The organism is Streptomyces sp. NPDC021019 (assembly GCF_044333295.1).
Classification (GTDB): domain Bacteria; phylum Actinomycetota; class Actinomycetes; order Streptomycetales; family Streptomycetaceae; genus Streptomyces.
Window position 1 is genome coordinate 627311 of the sequence record NZ_JBIRQR010000001.1, and the last position, 16537, is coordinate 643847.

15 protein-coding genes and 1 tRNA gene are annotated in these 16537 nt (G+C 69.7%); 7 read left to right on the plus strand and 9 right to left on the minus strand.

All coding sequences use genetic code 11. The features are described from left to right. Nucleotides 1–653 precede the first annotated feature (653 nt). Together ACH4RG_RS02945 and ACH4RG_RS02950 are read right to left on the minus strand one after the other, a co-directional pair. Entirely contained in the window at nt 654–1349 is a 696-nt protein-coding gene (locus ACH4RG_RS02945; RefSeq protein ID WP_398539025.1) for an ATP-binding protein, read from the minus strand. Continuing rightward, a complete protein-coding gene (locus ACH4RG_RS02950; protein ID WP_398539386.1) occupies nt 1346–2239 on the minus strand; it encodes a hypothetical protein in 894 nt (297 codons plus the stop codon). Before ACH4RG_RS02950 ends, ACH4RG_RS02945 begins: the two co-directional genes overlap by 4 nt. A gap of 256 nt (nt 2240–2495) precedes the next feature. On the opposite strand from ACH4RG_RS02950, the gene ACH4RG_RS02955 reads away from it, so the two are divergent. The 3 genes from ACH4RG_RS02955 (at nt 2496) to ACH4RG_RS02965 (ending at nt 6600) form a co-directional block, all read left to right on the plus strand. Beyond that, entirely contained in the window at nt 2496–2780 is a 285-nt protein-coding gene (locus ACH4RG_RS02955) for a helix-turn-helix domain-containing protein (RefSeq protein WP_398539026.1), read from the plus strand. A 489-nt stretch (nt 2781–3269) separates the two neighbouring features. After that, nucleotides 3270–4787, plus strand: a complete 1518-nt coding sequence (locus ACH4RG_RS02960; protein WP_398539027.1) for a LacI family DNA-binding transcriptional regulator — start codon at nt 3270–3272, stop codon at nt 4785–4787. Nucleotides 4788–5172: 385 nt separating this feature from the next. Further along, a complete protein-coding gene (locus ACH4RG_RS02965) occupies nt 5173–6600 on the plus strand; it encodes a hypothetical protein (RefSeq protein ID WP_398539028.1) in 1428 nt (475 codons plus the stop codon). 39 nt (nt 6601–6639) lie between these two features. On the opposite strand, the gene ACH4RG_RS02970 is transcribed toward ACH4RG_RS02965, so the two are convergent. The 4 genes from ACH4RG_RS02970 to ACH4RG_RS02985 form a co-directional block, all read right to left on the minus strand. Beyond that, nucleotides 6640–7143 (minus strand): hypothetical protein, encoded by a 504-nt coding sequence (locus ACH4RG_RS02970; RefSeq protein ID WP_398539029.1) that lies wholly within the window; start codon nt 7141–7143, stop codon nt 6640–6642. A 147-nt stretch (nt 7144–7290) separates the two neighbouring features. Beyond that, nucleotides 7291–7364: transfer RNA gene (locus ACH4RG_RS02975), tRNA-Pro, on the minus strand. Between the two features lie 28 nt (nt 7365–7392). Further along, complete coding sequence (locus ACH4RG_RS02980) at nt 7393–8163, minus strand: Pr6Pr family membrane protein (RefSeq protein WP_397927505.1); 771 nt, start codon at nt 8161–8163, stop codon at nt 7393–7395. A 176-nt stretch (nt 8164–8339) separates the two neighbouring features. Beyond that, nucleotides 8340–9278, minus strand: coding sequence for a metallophosphoesterase (locus ACH4RG_RS02985; protein ID WP_397918342.1), 939 nt, complete (start codon nt 9276–9278; stop codon nt 8340–8342). Nucleotides 9279–9377: 99 nt separating this feature from the next. On the opposite strand from ACH4RG_RS02985, the gene ACH4RG_RS02990 reads away from it, so the two are divergent. Then, on the plus strand, nt 9378–9842 hold the full coding sequence (locus ACH4RG_RS02990; RefSeq protein WP_265600285.1) for a GatB/YqeY domain-containing protein: 465 nt from the start codon (nt 9378–9380) through the stop codon (nt 9840–9842). A gap of 105 nt (nt 9843–9947) precedes the next feature. On the opposite strand, the gene ACH4RG_RS02995 is transcribed toward ACH4RG_RS02990, so the two are convergent. Further along, the gene (locus ACH4RG_RS02995) at nt 9948–12200 is read right to left on the minus strand and encodes a transglycosylase domain-containing protein (protein ID WP_397918341.1); all 2253 of its coding nucleotides are present in this window, start codon (nt 12198–12200) and stop codon (nt 9948–9950) included. Nucleotides 12201–12885: 685 nt separating this feature from the next. Between ACH4RG_RS02995 and ACH4RG_RS03000 the strand changes: the two genes are divergently transcribed. Next, nucleotides 12886–13236, plus strand: coding sequence for a WhiB family transcriptional regulator (locus tag ACH4RG_RS03000; RefSeq protein WP_003967458.1), 351 nt, complete (start codon nt 12886–12888; stop codon nt 13234–13236). Nucleotides 13237–13288: 52 nt separating this feature from the next. Here the strand turns inward: ACH4RG_RS03000 and ACH4RG_RS03005 are convergent, their stop codons facing one another. Next, nucleotides 13289–14737, minus strand: a complete 1449-nt coding sequence (locus ACH4RG_RS03005; protein ID WP_398539030.1) for an ArsA-related P-loop ATPase — start codon at nt 14735–14737, stop codon at nt 13289–13291. After that, nucleotides 14734–15708 (minus strand): ArsA family ATPase, encoded by a 975-nt coding sequence (locus ACH4RG_RS03010; RefSeq protein ID WP_398539031.1) that lies wholly within the window; start codon nt 15706–15708, stop codon nt 14734–14736. The genes ACH4RG_RS03005 and ACH4RG_RS03010 overlap by 4 nt, the downstream gene beginning before the upstream one ends. Before the next feature lie 72 nt (nt 15709–15780). Between ACH4RG_RS03010 and ACH4RG_RS03015 the strand changes: the two genes are divergently transcribed. Beyond that, nucleotides 15781–15939: a DUF4177 domain-containing protein gene (locus ACH4RG_RS03015; protein WP_003967454.1), complete on the plus strand. Its 159-nt coding sequence runs from the start codon at nt 15781–15783 to the stop codon at nt 15937–15939. Continuing rightward, the gene (locus tag ACH4RG_RS03020; RefSeq protein WP_397927507.1) at nt 15939–16409 is read left to right on the plus strand and encodes a RidA family protein; all 471 of its coding nucleotides are present in this window, start codon (nt 15939–15941) and stop codon (nt 16407–16409) included. The genes ACH4RG_RS03015 and ACH4RG_RS03020 overlap by 1 nt, the downstream gene beginning before the upstream one ends. Nucleotides 16410–16537 lie beyond the last annotated feature (128 nt).

Sequence of the window (16537 nt, forward strand, 5' to 3'; positions counted from 1 at the left end):
ACGGTCCAGCGGGATACCTTGCTCCGCCCGGGGCTGGCGTGGAGGTCACTGGGCTGGGACCGGTGGGGGCAACGTGGTGTGACTGGTGCATGGGTTCCTTCTGGGCAATGCGTCTCGGAGAGGGATCGGTGTGTTGCGCCCGATGGCTGCGTGCAGAGGCACTCGGCACCCGTGCTGCGCGCCGCCGACTTCGGGGGTGGACGGATGGGAGTGGGGACCCGGTACCCACGACTCACTGCTCTGGGGGACCGTGCTTCTGGCAGTCGGTGTTCTGGTCCTGCGGGCGGGGACCGAGGGGATGCTGAGCGTGTCCCCGCGTTCGGTCCCCGCGTCCGGCCCCCGTATCCGGTTCTCGACCCCGGTCCCCGTTGCGTGGACCGGCTTCGCGGGGACCATACGCGCGGTGACCTGCGTCTTTGCGGGAACCGGTCCCCGAATCAGTAGGGGACTGGCTGCCGTTCGGTGGGGACCGGTCCCCGGTTCTCGACGGGACCGTCCCCGACGGGCCGTCAGGGGGACGTGCCCATGTTGGGGACCGTGGCCGGGACCGGTCCCCTCGTGTCTCTGCCTGGTCCCCTGTGCTGGTCCCGCACGGTCCCGGGCAGTCGGAGGCTTCCGGTCCCCGATGCGGCGGGGGAGGTGTCCCGGGGTGGTCAGGTCTGGGTGCGGCGCCTGCGGTCGGGGCCGTCGAGGATGACGCGCTCGGTCATCTCGGCGAGGCGGGAGGCGACGCGGTCTCCGAGGGCGGTCCGTAGGTCGGCGGTGGGAAGGTTCGTGGTGATCAGGGTGGGGCGCAGGTGCTCGTACCGGTGGTTGATCAGCCGGTAGGTGAGTTCCTCGGTCCACTCGCTGGTCTTGGCTGCTCCGAGGTCGTCCAGGAGCAGCAGCGGGCACTTGGCCAGGGCCTGCAGCTCGCGCTCGCTGTCGAAGCCGGAGCGGGGACGCAGGCGGGCGTACAGGTCGGCGGCGGTGACGGCCTCCCAGCGCAGGCGGACTCCGGCGGCGAGGAGGGCGCGTATGGCGCCGTACGCCTGGTGGGTCTTGCCGGTGGCGGTGGGACCGGCGATCAGCAGGGACGAGCCCTCCGAGATCCCCGGTGCGCCTGCCGGTCCGGGGCGGCCGGCGCGGGCGATCTCGTCCACCCAGGCTGTGACTTGCGGGTGGTCGGTCAGAGCGTGCCGGTAGCGGGCCGGGATGCGGGCGTCGGCCAGCTCCAGCGCGGTGACGCGCTCTGGCGGCGGCTCGTGCGCGATGGCGTCGGAGCCGATTCCTCGCTGGGTCAGGATGGCGCCGAGGCGGTCGGCGATCCGGCCGACCTGGTGCGGCTCCCGGGCGAGGGTGGCGGTCACAGGTCACCTCCGTAGGCTGCGGCGACGTCGGCGGGGTTGGTCCACGGCCGGTGGGCGGCGGCGGGCGCGGGCGCGGAGGCGTTCATGGCCTCGTGGACGAGGCTGGGCAGGGTGCTCGGGTGCAGGCCCTTGGCCCGGTGCCGTGCGAGACCTGCCCGTACGTGGGTGGGGTCGATGCCCTCGTCGAGGAGCTTGCGCACCTGCCCGCCGAGATGGCTGAGGACGTCTCGGGGCGGTCGGTGGGTGCACGCGGCAGCGTACTCGCCGATGAGGTCCTTCGCCGAGACGGTCTGGGGCGCGGGGGCGCTCGCGCCCCCCAACGGGGTAGTTCCTAGATCCCTGTTCCTAGGTCCTAGATCCGGACCGTGAGGGCTCACCGCAGGCTCCGTGAGTCCTCCCTGTGCCTGCGGTGAGGGCTCGCTGAATCGCGTCTGACCTGCGGATTCGTCATTCACGGCAGCCTCCGTGCTTCCTCTGTGCCCCTTCACGGAGGGCTCCGTGACTGCTCCGTGCGTCGGCGGTGAGGGCTCACGCGTGACACCGAGGTCGTGGCGCGGGCAGGCGGGGTTCCGGACGCCGCTGGGACGGTTGATCTTCTGGTGCTTGGCGAAGGAGACGATGTGCAGGTAACGCTTGCCGTCGTCGCCCTCGTAGCGGCAGATCAACCCGGCGGCGTCGAGCTGGGTGAGATCGTCCTCGACCTCCACCGGGCCGTGCTCGCGACGCAGTGACCACAGCTGGCCGCCGATGACGGCCGCCTGGTCACGGAACCTGCCCTGGTCGTCGGCGAGGGTGAGCAGCCCGAAGAAGGTCCGCTCGGCGGAGAGGGGCACGGCCGCGAGGGACTCAGACGCGAACGCCTCGGGCTTGATCGTGCGGATACGGGCGATGCCGATCGACCACCTTTCGAAATCGGGGGCAGGGAACCGGCGAGGCCGGGGTGCGTGGACAACACAGCCACACCCAGGGCCCAAAAGTCCAGTGTTGGTTCTAATCCCCGACACAACTTCTCACCGGCCGCATGACGGTAGGCCCGAAATCCCGGTTGGCCAAATCACCCCGACAATTCACCGGTGGCCGGCGCATCGCTCACAGCAGACAGGAAAACCGTCCCCAAGCAGCTCGGACGCAAGCTACAACACATCAATGCCGCCACGCCCCCTCGAAATCGGACCCGCCGGACAAGCCGCCGCCCACGCCATCGAGCGCACCCGCACCGCCCGCGGTTACTCCCAGCGCCAGCTCGCCGCACGCGTCACCGCGCTGGGCCGGCCCATGACCTTCACCGCGTTGTCCCGCATCGAACGCACAGTCCGAGGCTGCGACATCGACGACCTCGTCGCCATCGCCGCCGCCCTCGGAACTCCACCGCATACCCTCCTCGCCGGCCCTCACGCACACCCAAGGCCGGTGGAAGCGGGCGCAACATAGCCGACGATCCCCGGTTAGCCAAACCGGGGATTCTCCGCATCATTGTCCTGATGTCGAACCCGGCCGCCAACGATGAGATCTCCCGCCGAGTGTCCCGAAAAGGAAAACTCTCTGTTGTCTGTTCCTGCGATACCTCCCGCCCTTCCCCGACTCCATACGGCCAAGGAAGTCGCCGAAGCCTTGGGATGTTCCGTCTGGTGGGTAAAAGAGCGTGCCCGACGCCGACTCATTCCCTTCGCGTACCTGGGTGGCGCCTATCGCTTTACAGCGGAACACGTAGCGGAAATCGTGCGGCTCCACGAGGAATCTCCCTCGCGTGTCCCGCAGCTCCGGACACGCCCCGTTCCGGTGTCCGCCCTGCGCGAGCCCGGCGCCGCCTCGTCCGGACCCGCGCTCACCGCCCGGCCGCCGCGTCGGCTGCTCAAGACCCAGGCCGCCCAGTACGGCATCACCGCCTAGACAGCCCCAGCGAGAGAAGGGAGGGAACACTTGGGGTACGCGGAGAAGCGCGCCACCTACTGGCGGGGCCGGTACAAGCTCGCCGACGGCAAGTACGGCACCGTCTCCGACCCGAGGGGGGCGGTGCTCAAGTTCGCCACCAAGCGGGAAGCCAAGCAGGCCGCCGACGCCGAGGAGGTCGCCGTCCGCCGCGGGGAGTGGCGGGACCCGGGCCTCGGTCAGGAGACCTTCGGCGAGTACGCCAGCCGCTGGTACGCGGACCAGGACCTCGCGGCGTCCACCATGCAGAACTACCGGTGGCACATCGAGGAGCACCTTCTCCCCACCTTCGCGGACAAGTCCCTCTCCGGCATCCTCCGCTCGGACGTGGAGCGTTGGGAGAAGGCGGAGAGAGGCGTCTATGCGGCCTCCAGCGTGAAGACCTGGCGCTCGACCCTGCACCTCATCCTTGAGGATGCGATCGACGAGGGGCTCATCACCTCCAATCCGACGGCCCGACGGCGCGGTCGCGGCAAGCGCGCCGGCCGGTCCCGTGACCGCGGCCCCGAGAAGGTGATCACCGACCCGCTCGGCGCCCTGCTGATCGCCGAGCGAGCGGCGCTCCTGTCCGGGCGGGACGACGAGTTCGTCGCCGTGATCCTGAAGGCGTACACGGGGATGCGGTGGGGCGAAATCGTCGGCATGGAGACAGAGTTCGCCCGCCACAACGCCTTCCGCGTCGAGTGGCAGCTGTACGAGCTCGACTCCGGCGAGATGGTGCGCGTGCCGCCGAAGGACGACAGCTACCGCACCATCGACGCCATGGACTGGCTGTCAGCCCTCGTCGCCGATCACATCGCCCGTACGAAGCCGGTCTCGTGTCCCTGCCACGGCAAGACCTACGTCTTCCGAGGGCAGGGCGCCGCCCGCACGGGAAGTCACACCGGCGCGAAGCTCGTCGACGTCGCCCGCCGCGCGGGCGTTTCCACCGGCACGGTCTCCAACGTGCTCAACCACCCCGAGCGCGTACGGGAGGAGACCCGCGCCCGAGTTGAACTCGCCGTCGCCGAGCTGGGCTTCGTACGCAACGCGGCTCCGACCCACGAGGCCGCCCACTGGCGCCGTAACGGCTTCGCCACCTGGCTCTTCCAGCCGGCCGCCACCGGCTGGTACCCGAAGAAGGCCCCCCAGGAGCCGCGCCCCGTCCCGCTCCTCGGTGATCCTTGGCCCGGCGTCCCCGCCCGCGGCCGTGGCGCGAGTCAGCGAGCCGACGCCTGCTGGCTCCCCGTCGCCAAGGGCCTCACCCCGCACGGTCTTCGCCACACCCATCGCACGCTCATGGAGGACCTCGGCACGGAGAAGGTCCTCATGGACGAGCGCATGGGCCACCTCGACGGCTCCGTCTCCGCGCGCTACGCGCACGTGACTCCCGGCATGCGCCGCCGTCTCCTCGCCGGCCTGACCGATCAGTGGGAGACGGCCCTCGCTGCCCGCCTGGCCCTGTACCCGACATCACCGGTGGGTGTGCTCAACGACCTCCTGCGCGCACGCGCGGTCGTCCTCCGGTAGCCCGACGGTGTCCCGCAACGTTGTTGCGGGGCACCGTCGTTTGAACCGTGCGAGCGTTGCGGTTCGATGCTGGATCCGGTCACGCGCGTCCCTAGCGGCCTATCAACGGCACCAGGCCGCTGCCTGCCGATCTCTTGCCGAGCCGAGACCGCTGTGTAGAGCCCTTCGACAGAAGCCTGGTCTCGGGATGTCCCTTCCATCGCTCTCGGCTGCTTCGTGTGAGTAAGCTGAGGAAGCCAGGTCCGGACCCCCGGTAGCACCGGGGGAACCAGCCGAGCGCACCTAGTCTTCGCCGTCCGGAGGCGCGTCAGCACCGTGCCCACCAGCGGAACTTCACTCGCTTCCACGCACGGTCCCCGTGCGTCCATCGTTCGGAGTCCTCCGCATGTCTGCTCAGCCGACCCTGGCCGCGCTCCGCGGCTTCCACTGCGAGCACACCCCCAGCAAGAGCCGCATCCTCGCTCTCGTCCACCATCGAGAGGGCCCTGCCTCACTGCAGGCCGTTCTCACCTGCCGGCAACCCGAACTGGCGCAGCAGGCAGTGGGTATCCTCCAGCAGGCCATCAGCTCTTCCGCCGATGCTTGGAAGCCCGAGCCACTGGAGAAGCTGTGCGCCCAGCTGCCGGATGCTCCGGCTTCCTCCCTCCGCCGTGCCGCAAGGCACGCGCTCACGGGCGCCTGGCCCATGCCTCCAGGCAGCTTCCTGAAGTGGGAGCAGATCGCCGATGGCAGCGACGACAACGCGGACGAGGACAGTGACGCCGACGCGGTCACCCGCGCCGTGCGCACCCCGAACGACGCACGGCTCGCTGACCTGGCTGGCCCGGTCATTCGGGTGGAAGTACTCCGCGAGTTCCACGTACATGACCAGCAGGCCGTGTTGAAGGCAGCTAGGAGCGCTGGCTGGGAGCCCCTGCCGAACGAAGACCCTGAGGACGACGACCCGCAGGACCTCGTCGGGGCGGTCATGTGGCTTGGGGAGTCCGACAGCGACATCGAGGGCGCGGACACGGTCACGGAAAGCTCTCAAGGCGTGAAGCTGCGCATCGAAAGCGGGCACGAGGTCTCCGACTGGAGCGAGGAACCGGTGGTCGCCGACTTCGGTGCGGGCTGGAGGTACAAGGCGGCTGTCCACAGAGGTGACCTGGCGAAGCAGCCTGCCGAGGGGAAGACCCTGGACTTCGCGGCGCTGTTCCCGATCGAGGCACCGCACTGTGATGACCCGGAGTGCGAAGAAGAGCGGTGCCAGTGGCAACTCACGCCTCGAACTGCCGACGTCCTCTACACGGAGCTGTGTGTGCTAGCCGACCAGGCGTACGACGACAGCGAGGAACTCGGTGACAGGCCCGTGGTGCCCGACGAGCACGACGGCCACTGGGGAGTGTTCGCCTATCTCCCGAAGTTGACCTTCGCGGCCGACCTCCAGTGGCGCCGCCAGTTCGCCCGGGCCGCCGACGACCTCGCCGGTGACCTCGAACGCGGGCAGTGGCCGGAGCCCACCTGCACGGCCGAGGAACTTGCCCTTCACCTCGCCGTCCGTGACGCGCGAGACCGTGGGGATGAGGGCGATGCCGCTGGTGACCACGGGAGGCTGCCCACCCACCGTGACGACTACGACTTCGACATGTGCTCCGAAGTGTTCTTCCAGGACACCGACGTGCTGATGCTCTACAACGCTCGCTTCGACGGGATCAACGACCCGGACGGCGAGACCAACCAGCACATGGGCATCGGCGATCTCCGTGCCGCAGCCTGGTTCGAACCGTTCCTGAACGTCGCTGCCCGAGAACCCCACCGCGGGTTCCGCCGCTGACCGCCAGGCAGCCCGGCGGGGGAGCCTGACCGAGATCGCTCAGGCGGTCAGGCTCTTGCGGCGGACCCGGAGGGAGTACGTGGTGCCCTCGGGTCCGCCGTAGCGGCTCCACCCGACCGAGGTGGCCACAGCCCAGCCCTTCTGCTCTCGCATCTGAGCGGCGAACACGCCGAGACTCTCGATCTTGCACCCGCAGTCCAGCACGACCTCGATGCCGATGTACGGGCTGCGAGGATTCTGCTCGCCGTCCGACTCGGTCCACCGGACCTGGTGCACATGCTCGGCCAGCCCTGTCCGCTGCACGTCGTGCTTGATGCCGTGGGCCTTGGCGTACTGGTCCAGATCGTCGATCACGAAGAGATGGCTGGACCACTCCCCGGGCCACACCGCATACAGCCTGGACTCGCCGGCCACCGCCCGCTCGTACGCCGCCCGGTCTGTGCCGTGGGTGACGCTGCCGTCCTTGTGGATCTCGATGTAACAGGTGGTTCGTGCAGTGTAGGGGAAGTCCCGTCCCGCCGCTGCAGCACTTCTCGGTTCCATGGCCTGCCCTCCCGATGCACCCGTCCCCAGACTTTGGGGCCACCCCCGACCAAGATCGTCTCCCAGATTTCTCCCAAACGATCACCCGAGACGCAGGAAGGGCCTGATCCTCACTGAGGATCAGGCCCTTGACCTGGTCTTACTCTGTCGGGGTGGCGGGATTTGAACCCACGACCTCTTCGTCCCGAACGAAGCGCGCTGCCAAGCTGCGCTACACCCCGATGCCCACCGGACTCCCGGCGACATCGATTACTTTAGCCCACCGGCGGCCGGAGGCGAAATCCGGTTTCTCCGGTGCTGGAACCACCCCGCCACGTTCGGCCGGAGGTGGTCCACGGTGGTGATCAGGAGGCCCAGGGCGGTGAAGAGGAGGCCGAGGGCGAGGGCCTGGGTGAGGACGCCGGCGTAGCCGTATGTGTCGACGTCGAGGAAGGGGTACGGGTAGCGGGCCGGGGCGTCGGGGGAGAGCAGGGCTCCACGTGTCAGGACGATGCCCAGGTAGGCCGCGGGGGCGGACAGCCAGAGGGGGATGTGGGCCAGGCGCAGGGTGCGGGGGGCGGTCAGCAGGAGCCAGTCCGCGGCGACGGCCGAGGGGGTGATCGTGTGGAGCAGGAGGCTCGCGGCGATGGACCAGTCGGCCTCCGGGGCCGGACCGGCGCGGGAGGCGCCCATCGGGGAGCCGCCGTGGTGCACCAGCACCAGGTGGTACATCAGGCCGGTGACCGCGGCGAGCAGGAGCACCCCGCCCGACAGTCGCGGCGACAGCGGTGGACCGCCCCGCCAGGAACGTACGGCCGACCATCCGAAAGCGCCCGCGATCAGGAGGTTCGCCAGGACCGTGAAGTGGATCAGCGTCGGTGACGCGTAGCCGGTCGCCAGGGCGATGACCGGGCCCGCGGCCGCCGCCCCGCTCGCGGTCGCGCGCAGGGCCGTGGCCCAGGGGCGGCGGGGTGCTGCGGGGGCCGGGAGCACCTCTGCCGCCCGGGGGCGGGGGAGCAGAGTGGTCCGGGGCGGGGTCATGATTCGTACCGTAAGCGGGTGGGAAGACCCCCGCGATTCGTCCGCCCGCCGTGAGTAGCCCCTCGTTCGGACGCCTCGGCGTCAGTGCCCGGCCCCGCCGGGCGTGCCTTGGCCCGGCGGACCTCGGCCCCGCCCCTCGTCGTCGCGCGTTGTGGGCCCGCCCCGCTTGCCCTCGCTCAGGCCTTCGGCGTCAGCGTCAGCAGGGTGACCTCGGGCGGGCAGGCGAAGCGGACCGGGGTGTAGCGGTTGGTGCCGCAGCCCGCGGAGACGTGGAGGTAGGCGCGCCGGTCGCCGACCGTATGGCTGGACAGGCCCTTGACCCGGTCGGTGTCCAGGTCGCAGTTGGTGACCAGTGCCCCGTAGAACGGGATGCACAGCTGTCCGCCGTGCGTGTGGCCCGCCAGGATCAGGGGGTAGCCGTCGGCCGTGAAGGCGTCCAGGGAGCGCAGGTACGGGGCGTGGACCACGCCGATGGAGAGGTCGGCGCCGCTCACGGGGCCGCCCTGGACCTCGGCGTAACGGTCCCGCTTGATGTGCGGGTCGTCCAGACCGGTGAACGCCAGCTCCAGGCCGTCGAGCTTGAGCCGGCCCCGCGTGTTCGACAGGTTCAGCCAGCCCGCCTCGTCGAAGGCGTCGCGCATCGGCTCCCACGGGTTGTGGACGACGCCGACCGCGGGGGCGTTGCCGTTGAGGCCGTGCTTGCCCCGGGCCTTCTCCAGGAGGTAGCGCGCGGGGTTGCGGAGCTTGGGGCCGTAATAGTCGTTGGAGCCGAAGACGTACACCCCCGGGAACTCCATCAGCGGGCCGAGCGCGTCGAGCACCTCGGGCACGGCCTCCGGGTCGGAGAGGTTGTCGCCGGTGTTCACGACGAAGTCGGGGCGCAGGCCGGCGAGCGACTGGAGCCAGGCGCGCTTCTTGCCCTGGCCGCTCACCATGTGGATGTCGGAGACCTGGAGCACGCGCAACGGGCGCGCCCCCTGCGGGAGTACGGGAACGGTGACCCGTCGCAGGCGGAACGAGCGGGCCTCGAACCCGGCGGCATAGGCGAGTCCGGCGGCGCCGACCGCCGCGCCGACTGCCGTGACTTTCAGGGGTACTCCGTAGCGTGCGCGCATGTGCCCATCGTCGCAGAAGCGGAACCGTGAGCGGAAAACCGGTGGGGCGGCCGGAAAACCGGTGGGCGGCCCCGGCCCCGTACCTGTCACAATCGCGGCATGACCACGCTCAAGTCCAAGCTCAAGGAAGACCTCCACACGGCCATGAAGGCGCGTGACGAGCTGACCTCGTCCACCCTTCGGCTCACCCTCACCGCGATCACCAAGGAAGAGGTCAGCGGCACGTCGGCGCGCGAGCTCTCCGACGACGAGGTGCAGAAGGTGATCGCCAAGGAGGCGAAGAAGCGCCGTGAGGCGGCCGAGGCCTTCGCCCAGGGCGGCCGGACCGAGCAGGCCGAGCGGGAGAAGGCGGAGGGCGAGCTGCTCGACGGCTATCTGCCCCAGCAGCTCTCCGACGACGAGCTGAACGCGATCGTGGCGTCCGCCGTCGAGGAGGCGAAGGCCGCCGGGGCCGAGGGGCCGCGTGCGATGGGCGCCGTCATGAAGATCGTCAACCCGAAGGTCGCCGGGCTCGCCGAGGGCGGCCGGGTCGCCGCCGCGGTGAAGAAGCTCCTCGCCGGCTGAGGCACACGCGGAGCAGACGGAGCAGACGGAGCAGACGAAGAAAAGGGTGGGCGCCCTGGTCGAGGACCGGGGCGCCCACCCTTTTCCTTTCAGTACGGATACGGGTCAGGGGCCGTTCTGGCCTCGCCCGCCGCCACCGCCCGGTCCGCCGAGCACGCCGTCCGGGAGTTCGATGCCGGGGAACCGGTTGCCGTCGTCGCCGGGCTTGGCGTCGTCGCGGTCCTCGTCGTCGCGGTCACGACCCCGGTCCCGGTCGCCCTTCTCCTTGTCCTTTTCCTTCTTCTCCTTGCCCCGGGGGACGGCGACCGGGTTGAACCCGGGGGTCTGGGCCGCGTCCAGGGCTCCGGTCATCGCGATGCGCCAGATCGGACCGGGCAGACAGCCACCACAGACCTTGTCGTAGTACTGGCCGCCGATGGTGACGTTGAACATCGAGCTCTTCTCGCCGACGTCGTCACCGACCCACACCGCGGTGGAGAGGTTCGGCGTGTACCCGACGAACCAGGCGTCCTTGCGGTCGTTGGTCGTACCGGTCTTGCCCGCGTTGTCCCGGTCGTTGAGTCCGGCCCGGGTGCCGGTGCCGTCCTCGACGACGCCCTTGAGCATCTGGTTGATCGTGTCCGCGGTCTTCTCGCTCATAGCCCGCGAGCAGGACGTCTTCGGCACGGGGATCTTCTTGCCCTGCGGGTCCTTGATGGACTCGATGGCGATCGGCGTGCAGTACGTGCCCCGGTTGGCGAACGCGGCGTAGGCGCCGGCCATGGAGAGCGGGGTGCTCACCTCACTGCCGAGGGTGATCGACGGGTTCTCGACGACCTTCTTGCCGTCACCGCGCTCGTAGCCGACCTTCTTGGCCATCTTCACGGTCTCGCAGAGGCCGGCCTTCTGCTCCAGCAGCGCGAAGTAGGTGTTGATGGACTTGCCGAGCGCGCTCGTCATGTCCCAGGTGCCCTTTTCGGACTCCAGCTCGTTCTGCAGGGCCCAGTCCGCGTAACCGGCGGGGGAGCCGGTGCAGTTCCGGAAGTCCCGCTCCTTGAGCGTCATCTTCCAGTCCGTCGAGAACGTCGTCGCCGGGCTGATGCCCTTCTCCAGCGCCGCGGCCGCGGTGAACGGCTTGAACGTCGAGCCGGTCTGGAAGCCGTACGTGCTGCCGCCCATCTTGTTGCTGACGGCGAGGTTCAGCACGGTCTCGTTCTGCTTCTGGTCCAGACCGTAGGGGCGGGACTGGCCCATGGAGAGGATCTCGCCGCTGCCCGGCCGGACCTGCACCACGGACGCCGCGAACTTGTCGTCCTTGTTGACCCTCGCGGTGGCGGCCTCGTTGGCGGCCTTCTGGGCGCGCGGGTCCAGCGTGGTCCGGATGGTCAGACCGCCGAGGTTCCAGAGCTTGGCCCGGTCCTCGTCGGTCTTGCCGAAGGCGGGGTCGGTGAGGATCGTCTTGCGGACGTAGTCGCAGAAGAAGCCGGAGCCGCTGACCGCGGTGATGCAGCCGTTCTTCGGCCGGGAGACCTTCAGCTTGATGGGCGACTTCATCGCCTTGTCGGCCTCGGCCCGCGAGATGGTCTTGACCGCGGCCATCCGTGCCAGCACGATGTTGCGGCGCTTGGTCGCTTCCTCCAAGTCGTTGACCGGGTCGTAGCGGCTCGGCGACTGCACGAGGCCGGCGAGCAGCGCTGCCTCCTCCAGCTTGAGGTCCTTGGCGTTCTTGGAGAAGTAACGCTGGGAGGCGGCCTCGACGCCGTACGCCTGCTGGCCGAAGAACGTGATGTTGAGGTAGTTCTCCAGGATCTTCTTCTTGCCGAGCTCCTCCTCGACCTGGATCGCGTACTTCAGCTCGCGGACCTTGCGGCCGAGCGTCTGCTGCGTGGCCTCGGCGACCTTCTCCGGGTCGTCGCCCGCCTCTTCGACGAAGACGTTCTTCACGTACTGCTGGGTGAGGGTCGAGGCGCCCTGCGCCGCCCCGCCCGCCTGCACGTTGCGGTTCATCGCGCGGAGGATGCCCTTGAGGTCGACCGCGCCGTGCTCGTAGAAGCGGGAGTCCTCGATCGCGATGATCGCGGCCTGCATGTGCGGCGAGATGTCCTTGAGCGGGACGACCGTGCGGTCACGGGAGTACACCGTGGCGATGGTGCCGCCGTCGCGGTCCTGGATCGTGGTCCGCTGACTGAGCGGTGGAGTCTTGAGGTTGGAGGGGATCTCGTCGAATCCTTCGACCGTCCCCTTGGCGGCGAGCCCCAGCGCTCCGGCTGCGGGCAGCGCGATGCCTGCCAGGACAGCTCCGGAGAGCGCGGCGACACCGAGGAACTTGGCGGCCTGCTGGGTCGTGGTGAGACCCCCGCCCGAGCGCTTCTTTGGCATAGGGGGCAGCCTAATCCGTAGTGATGAACGTGTCGCAGGAGCAGGGGCCTCTCGGAGCGTTCGGGTACCGGACCGTGACATCCGGACGGGTTCGCCGTGCCTCCGAAAGGGTGGGCCGGGGCGTCCGGCCAGGTGAGCCGTGGCGTCCGAACGGGCCGGGCCCCTGTCATACCGGGCCCGCCTTCCGGGCCCGCCGTGGCCTTCCGGCGAGAGCGTGCCGGGCGTCGCGGCACGGGCGCGCGGGCGCGTACCGCCTACGTTCTCATTCGCCGGACAGACGGAGAGGCCTTGGCCTAAGCTGCTCTCAACTGTCACAGCAGACCGGTTCCGTATCAAGCCCCCTGCAACCCCATGCGCATCTTCTGGTCATTCTTCATCCGGCGGATGAGCACCCACATGGGTCTTCACATAGCGATCGAGGCGCTCCCGAAATCGCCCCGTATGTCGCAAGAAGTCCCTTGCAACTTGAGTGCACTGTCCCCTTTTCGCGGAGATAGTCGCGCATGTCCTCGGCTCACTCCCCTGGGTGATCTGCCGCATACGCATAGTCCGTTCGGACCATTCAAGATTGGGCCCGAAGGGGGTGTTGTGCTGTCCCCACCTTCCGTAACGTCCTCAACTGGCAGCGGTGAATATGCCGTTACCGCCGTGGGGGAGCCTCGATTCGGGAGAGGACGGCGCCGGGATGGGCTGGGTAACCGACTGGAGTGCGCAGGCAGCCTGCCGCACTACCGATCCGGATGAACTGTTCGTACAAGGGGCAGCGCAGAACAGGGCCAAGGCGGTGTGCACCGGATGTCCGGTGCGGACCGAGTGCCTGGCCGATGCGCTCGACAATCGCGTCGAATTCGGCGTGTGGGGTGGAATGACGGAACGGGAGCGCCGCGCACTGCTGCGGCGTCGGCCCACCGTCACGTCCTGGCGCCGACTGCTGGAGACCGCGCGCAGCGAGTACGAGCGGTCCACCGGTGTTCTGCCCGGGGTCATCGGGCTGGAGGACGAGGAGCTGCACGAGACGTACGCGGCCGTCGGGTAGGCGCCGGCACCGCTGAGTAGGCCTGTATGCCATCAGGCCCGGTGGGTGGTGCCTACGCCGTTCCGGCAGGGGTCGGGGCGGAACCGTCCGCCAGACGGTCGCCGATGGCCCGGAGGCCGTTCAGGTCGTGTACGTCGCCGGGCAGCGCTGCCACGGCCGTCACCGGCACCTCGGGGTGCCGTGCGGTGAAACGGTCGCGGGTGCGGCGTTCACGGGCGACGACCTGCATGCGCTCGGCGTGCAGACGCAGCAGGCCCGCCGTCAGTTCCTCCACGCCCACGGCCTCGTCGGCCGTCGCGTCGGCGGTTGAGTCGGCAGAGTCCGCGGGGCTCGTCGCGTCGTCAGGGGTGTTCGCGGATGTCGCGATGTTCTCGTGCGGCGGCTCGTTCTCCGTCGTGTCCTGGGGCTCGGCTGCGGGCTCGGGGCCGGACGCCTGCCCGGCCTCGGGGGAGAGGGGCGGCTCGGTCGGTCCGGAAGCGGTGACCGCCGGGTCGGGGGCTTCCTGGTCACCAAGGCCAGCTTTCCCGGCCCGCTGATCCACAATGCGGGTGTCGTCAAGATTTTCCGCGGCGGCCAGTGCCTGCTCGGCGGAGAGCCGCGAAGCCTCGCTGCCGTGCACGCGGTTGAGGACCAGACCGGCCAGCGGCATCTGCTCGGCGGCCAGCCGCTCCACGAAGTAGGCCGCCTCGCGCAGCGCGTCCTGCTCCGGCGTCGCCACCACGAGAAAGGCCGTGCCGGGCGCCTGGAGCAGCTTGTACGTGGCGTCCGCGCGGCTGCGGAAGCCGCCGAACATGGTGTCCATCGCGGCGACGAACGTCTGGACGTCCCGCAGGAACTGACCCCCGAGCAGCTTGCCCAGCGTTCCGCTCATCATCGACATACCGACATTGAGGAACTTCATCCCGGCCCGGCCGCCCACCTTCGCGGGCGCCATCAGCAGCCGGATGAACTTCCCGTCGAGGAACGATCCGAGCCGCTTCGGCGCGTCCAGGAAGTCCAGCGCGGAGCGCGAGGGAGGGGTGTCGACGATGATCAGGTCCCACTCGTCGCGCGCCCGCAGCTGCCCGAGCTTCTCCATCGCCATGTACTCCTGCGTACCGGCGAACCCGGCCGACAGGGACTGGTAGAAGGGGTTCTCCAGGATCGCCCTGGCCCGTTCGGCGTCCGCGTGGGCCTCGACGGTCTCGTCGAAGGTCCGTTTCATGTCCAGCATCATGGCGTGCAGCTCGCCCCGGCCGTCGATGCCGTCGACCCGCCTCGGCACGTTGTCCAGCCGGTCGATGCCCATGGACTGGGCGAGGCGGCGGGCCGGGTCGATGGTGAGGACGACGGCCCTCCGGCCGCGCTCGGCGGCCCGTACGCCCAGGGCGGCGGCGGTCGTGGTCTTGCCGACCCCGCCGGAGCCGCAGCACACGACGATCCGGATGCCCGGATCGTCCAGCAGTGCGTCCGTGTCCAGCCCCGACACGGACGGGGTCCCACCGGCTGTGTTCGCCGTCATGCGTCTCCCTCTTCCCCCGCACCCTGCTTACGGAGCTCCGTGGCCAGGTCGTGCAGCGCGGCCAGGTCCACCCCGTCGCCGATCAACGGGAGCTCCGCCGTCGGCAGGCCGAGGCCGGCCAGCACCGCGCGCTGCTCCCGCTCCAGGCCTACCCGCTCCGCGTGCTCGGCCGCCTGCTCGACCAGGGGCCGTACGAGCGCCGCGGAACCGGTCACTCCGGCCCGGGTCAGCGCTTTGGCGATCTCCTTGCGGCGGCCGCCCGCGGCGGTGCGCAGGGCGTCCTCGTCGAGCAGATGCGGGCGGACCATGTTCACGAAGACGCTGCCCACGGGCAGCTCGGCGGCGCGCAGTTCGTCGATGCCGTCCGCGGTCTCCTGGACCGGCATCTCCTCCAGGAGGGTCACCAGATGGACCGCGGTCTGCGGCGACTTCAGGACCCGCATCACGGCCTGGGCCTGGTTGTGTATGGGGCCGATCCTGGCCAGCCCGGCGACCTCGTCGTTGACGTTCAGGAAACGGGTGATCCGGCCGGTCGGCGGGGCGTCCATGATCACGTGGTCGTAGACGAACCGGCCCTGCTTGTCCTTGCGGCGTACGGCTTCGCACGCCTTGCCGGTCAGCAGGACGTCCCGGACGCCGGGCGCGATGGTGGTGGCGAAGTCGATCGCGCCGAGCTTCTTCAGCGCCCGGCCGGCGCTGCCGAGCTTGTAGAACATCTGGAGGTAGTCGAGGAGCGCGCGTTCGGCGTCGATCGCCAGCGCGAACACCTCGCCGCCGCCCGGCGCGACGGCGATCTTGCGCTCCTCGTAGGGGAGCGCCTCGGAACCGAAGAGCTGGGCGATGCCCTGCCTGCCCTCGACCTCGACGAGGAGGGTGCGCCTGCCCTCGGTCGCGAGGGCGAGCGCGAGGGCGGCGGCGACCGTGGTCTTACCGGTGCCGCCCTTGCCGCTGACGACCTGGAACCTGCTCACGTATTCGAGCCTAACCAGTCCGGCCCCGGCCTACGCACGGGACCGTACATGGCAGGCGTTACAGTCGGGCCCATGACCAAGTGGGAATACGCGACCGTGCCGCTTCTCGTGCACGCGACCAAGCAGATTCTGGACACCTGGGGCGAGGACGGCTGGGAGCTGGTCCAGGTCGTTCCCGGCCCGAACAACCCCGAGCAGCTCGTGGCCTACCTGAAGCGGGAGAAGGCGTAGTGGCGGGCGCCGTCGAGGCGCGGCTCGCCGAGCTCGGCCTGACCCTGCCCGCCGTCGTGCCGCCGCTGGCCTCGTACCAGCCGGCCGTGCGGACCGGGGTGTACGTGTACACCTCCGGCCAGCTGCCGATGGTGGACGGCAAGCTCGCCGTCACCGGCAAGGTCGGCGCCGAGGTCACGCCGGACGAGGCGAAGGAGCTCGCGAAGACCTGCGCGCTCAACGCACTGGCCGCCGTGAAGTCGGTCGCCGGCGACCTGGACCGGATCGAGCGCGTCGTGAAGGTCGTGGGCTTCGTCGCCTCGGCCTCCGACTTCACCGGCCAGCCCGCCGTGATCAACGGCGCCAGCGAGCTGCTGGGCGCGGTCCTCGGCGACAAGGGCGTGCACGCCCGCAGCGCCGTGGGCGTCGCCGTGCTGCCGTTGGACGCACCGGTCGAGATCGAGGTCCAGGTGGAGCTCGCCGACGGTTGAGAACTCTTTCTCGCCCTGCCTTTCGATCCCGTCCGGTCCCCGCGACCGGGCGGGATCGTCCGTGTCCGGGGGGGCGTGTTGGACGGGTCCGGGGCGCAGTCGGAGGGGTACGGGGCGTCCCGGGCGGG

Coding starts and splice junctions, on each gene's coding strand:
- ACH4RG_RS02955 (WP_398539026.1), top strand. CDS start 2,496: ATGCCGCCACGCCCCCTCGAAATCGGACCCGCCGGACAAGCCGCCGCC.
- ACH4RG_RS02965 (WP_398539028.1), top strand. CDS start 5,173: ATGTCTGCTCAGCCGACCCTGGCCGCGCTCCGCGGCTTCCACTGCGAG.
- ACH4RG_RS02970 (WP_398539029.1), bottom strand. CDS start 7,143: ATGGAACCGAGAAGTGCTGCAGCGGCGGGACGGGACTTCCCCTACACT.
- ACH4RG_RS02980 (WP_397927505.1), bottom strand. CDS start 8,163: ATGACCCCGCCCCGGACCACTCTGCTCCCCCGCCCCCGGGCGGCAGAG.
- ACH4RG_RS02985 (WP_397918342.1), bottom strand. CDS start 9,278: ATGCGCGCACGCTACGGAGTACCCCTGAAAGTCACGGCAGTCGGCGCG.
- ACH4RG_RS02990 (WP_265600285.1), top strand. CDS start 9,378: ATGACCACGCTCAAGTCCAAGCTCAAGGAAGACCTCCACACGGCCATG.
- ACH4RG_RS02995 (WP_397918341.1), bottom strand. CDS start 12,200: ATGCCAAAGAAGCGCTCGGGCGGGGGTCTCACCACGACCCAGCAGGCC.
- ACH4RG_RS03000 (WP_003967458.1), top strand. CDS start 12,886: ATGGGCTGGGTAACCGACTGGAGTGCGCAGGCAGCCTGCCGCACTACC.
- ACH4RG_RS03005 (WP_398539030.1), bottom strand. CDS start 14,737: ATGACGGCGAACACAGCCGGTGGGACCCCGTCCGTGTCGGGGCTGGAC.
- ACH4RG_RS03015 (WP_003967454.1), top strand. CDS start 15,781: ATGACCAAGTGGGAATACGCGACCGTGCCGCTTCTCGTGCACGCGACC.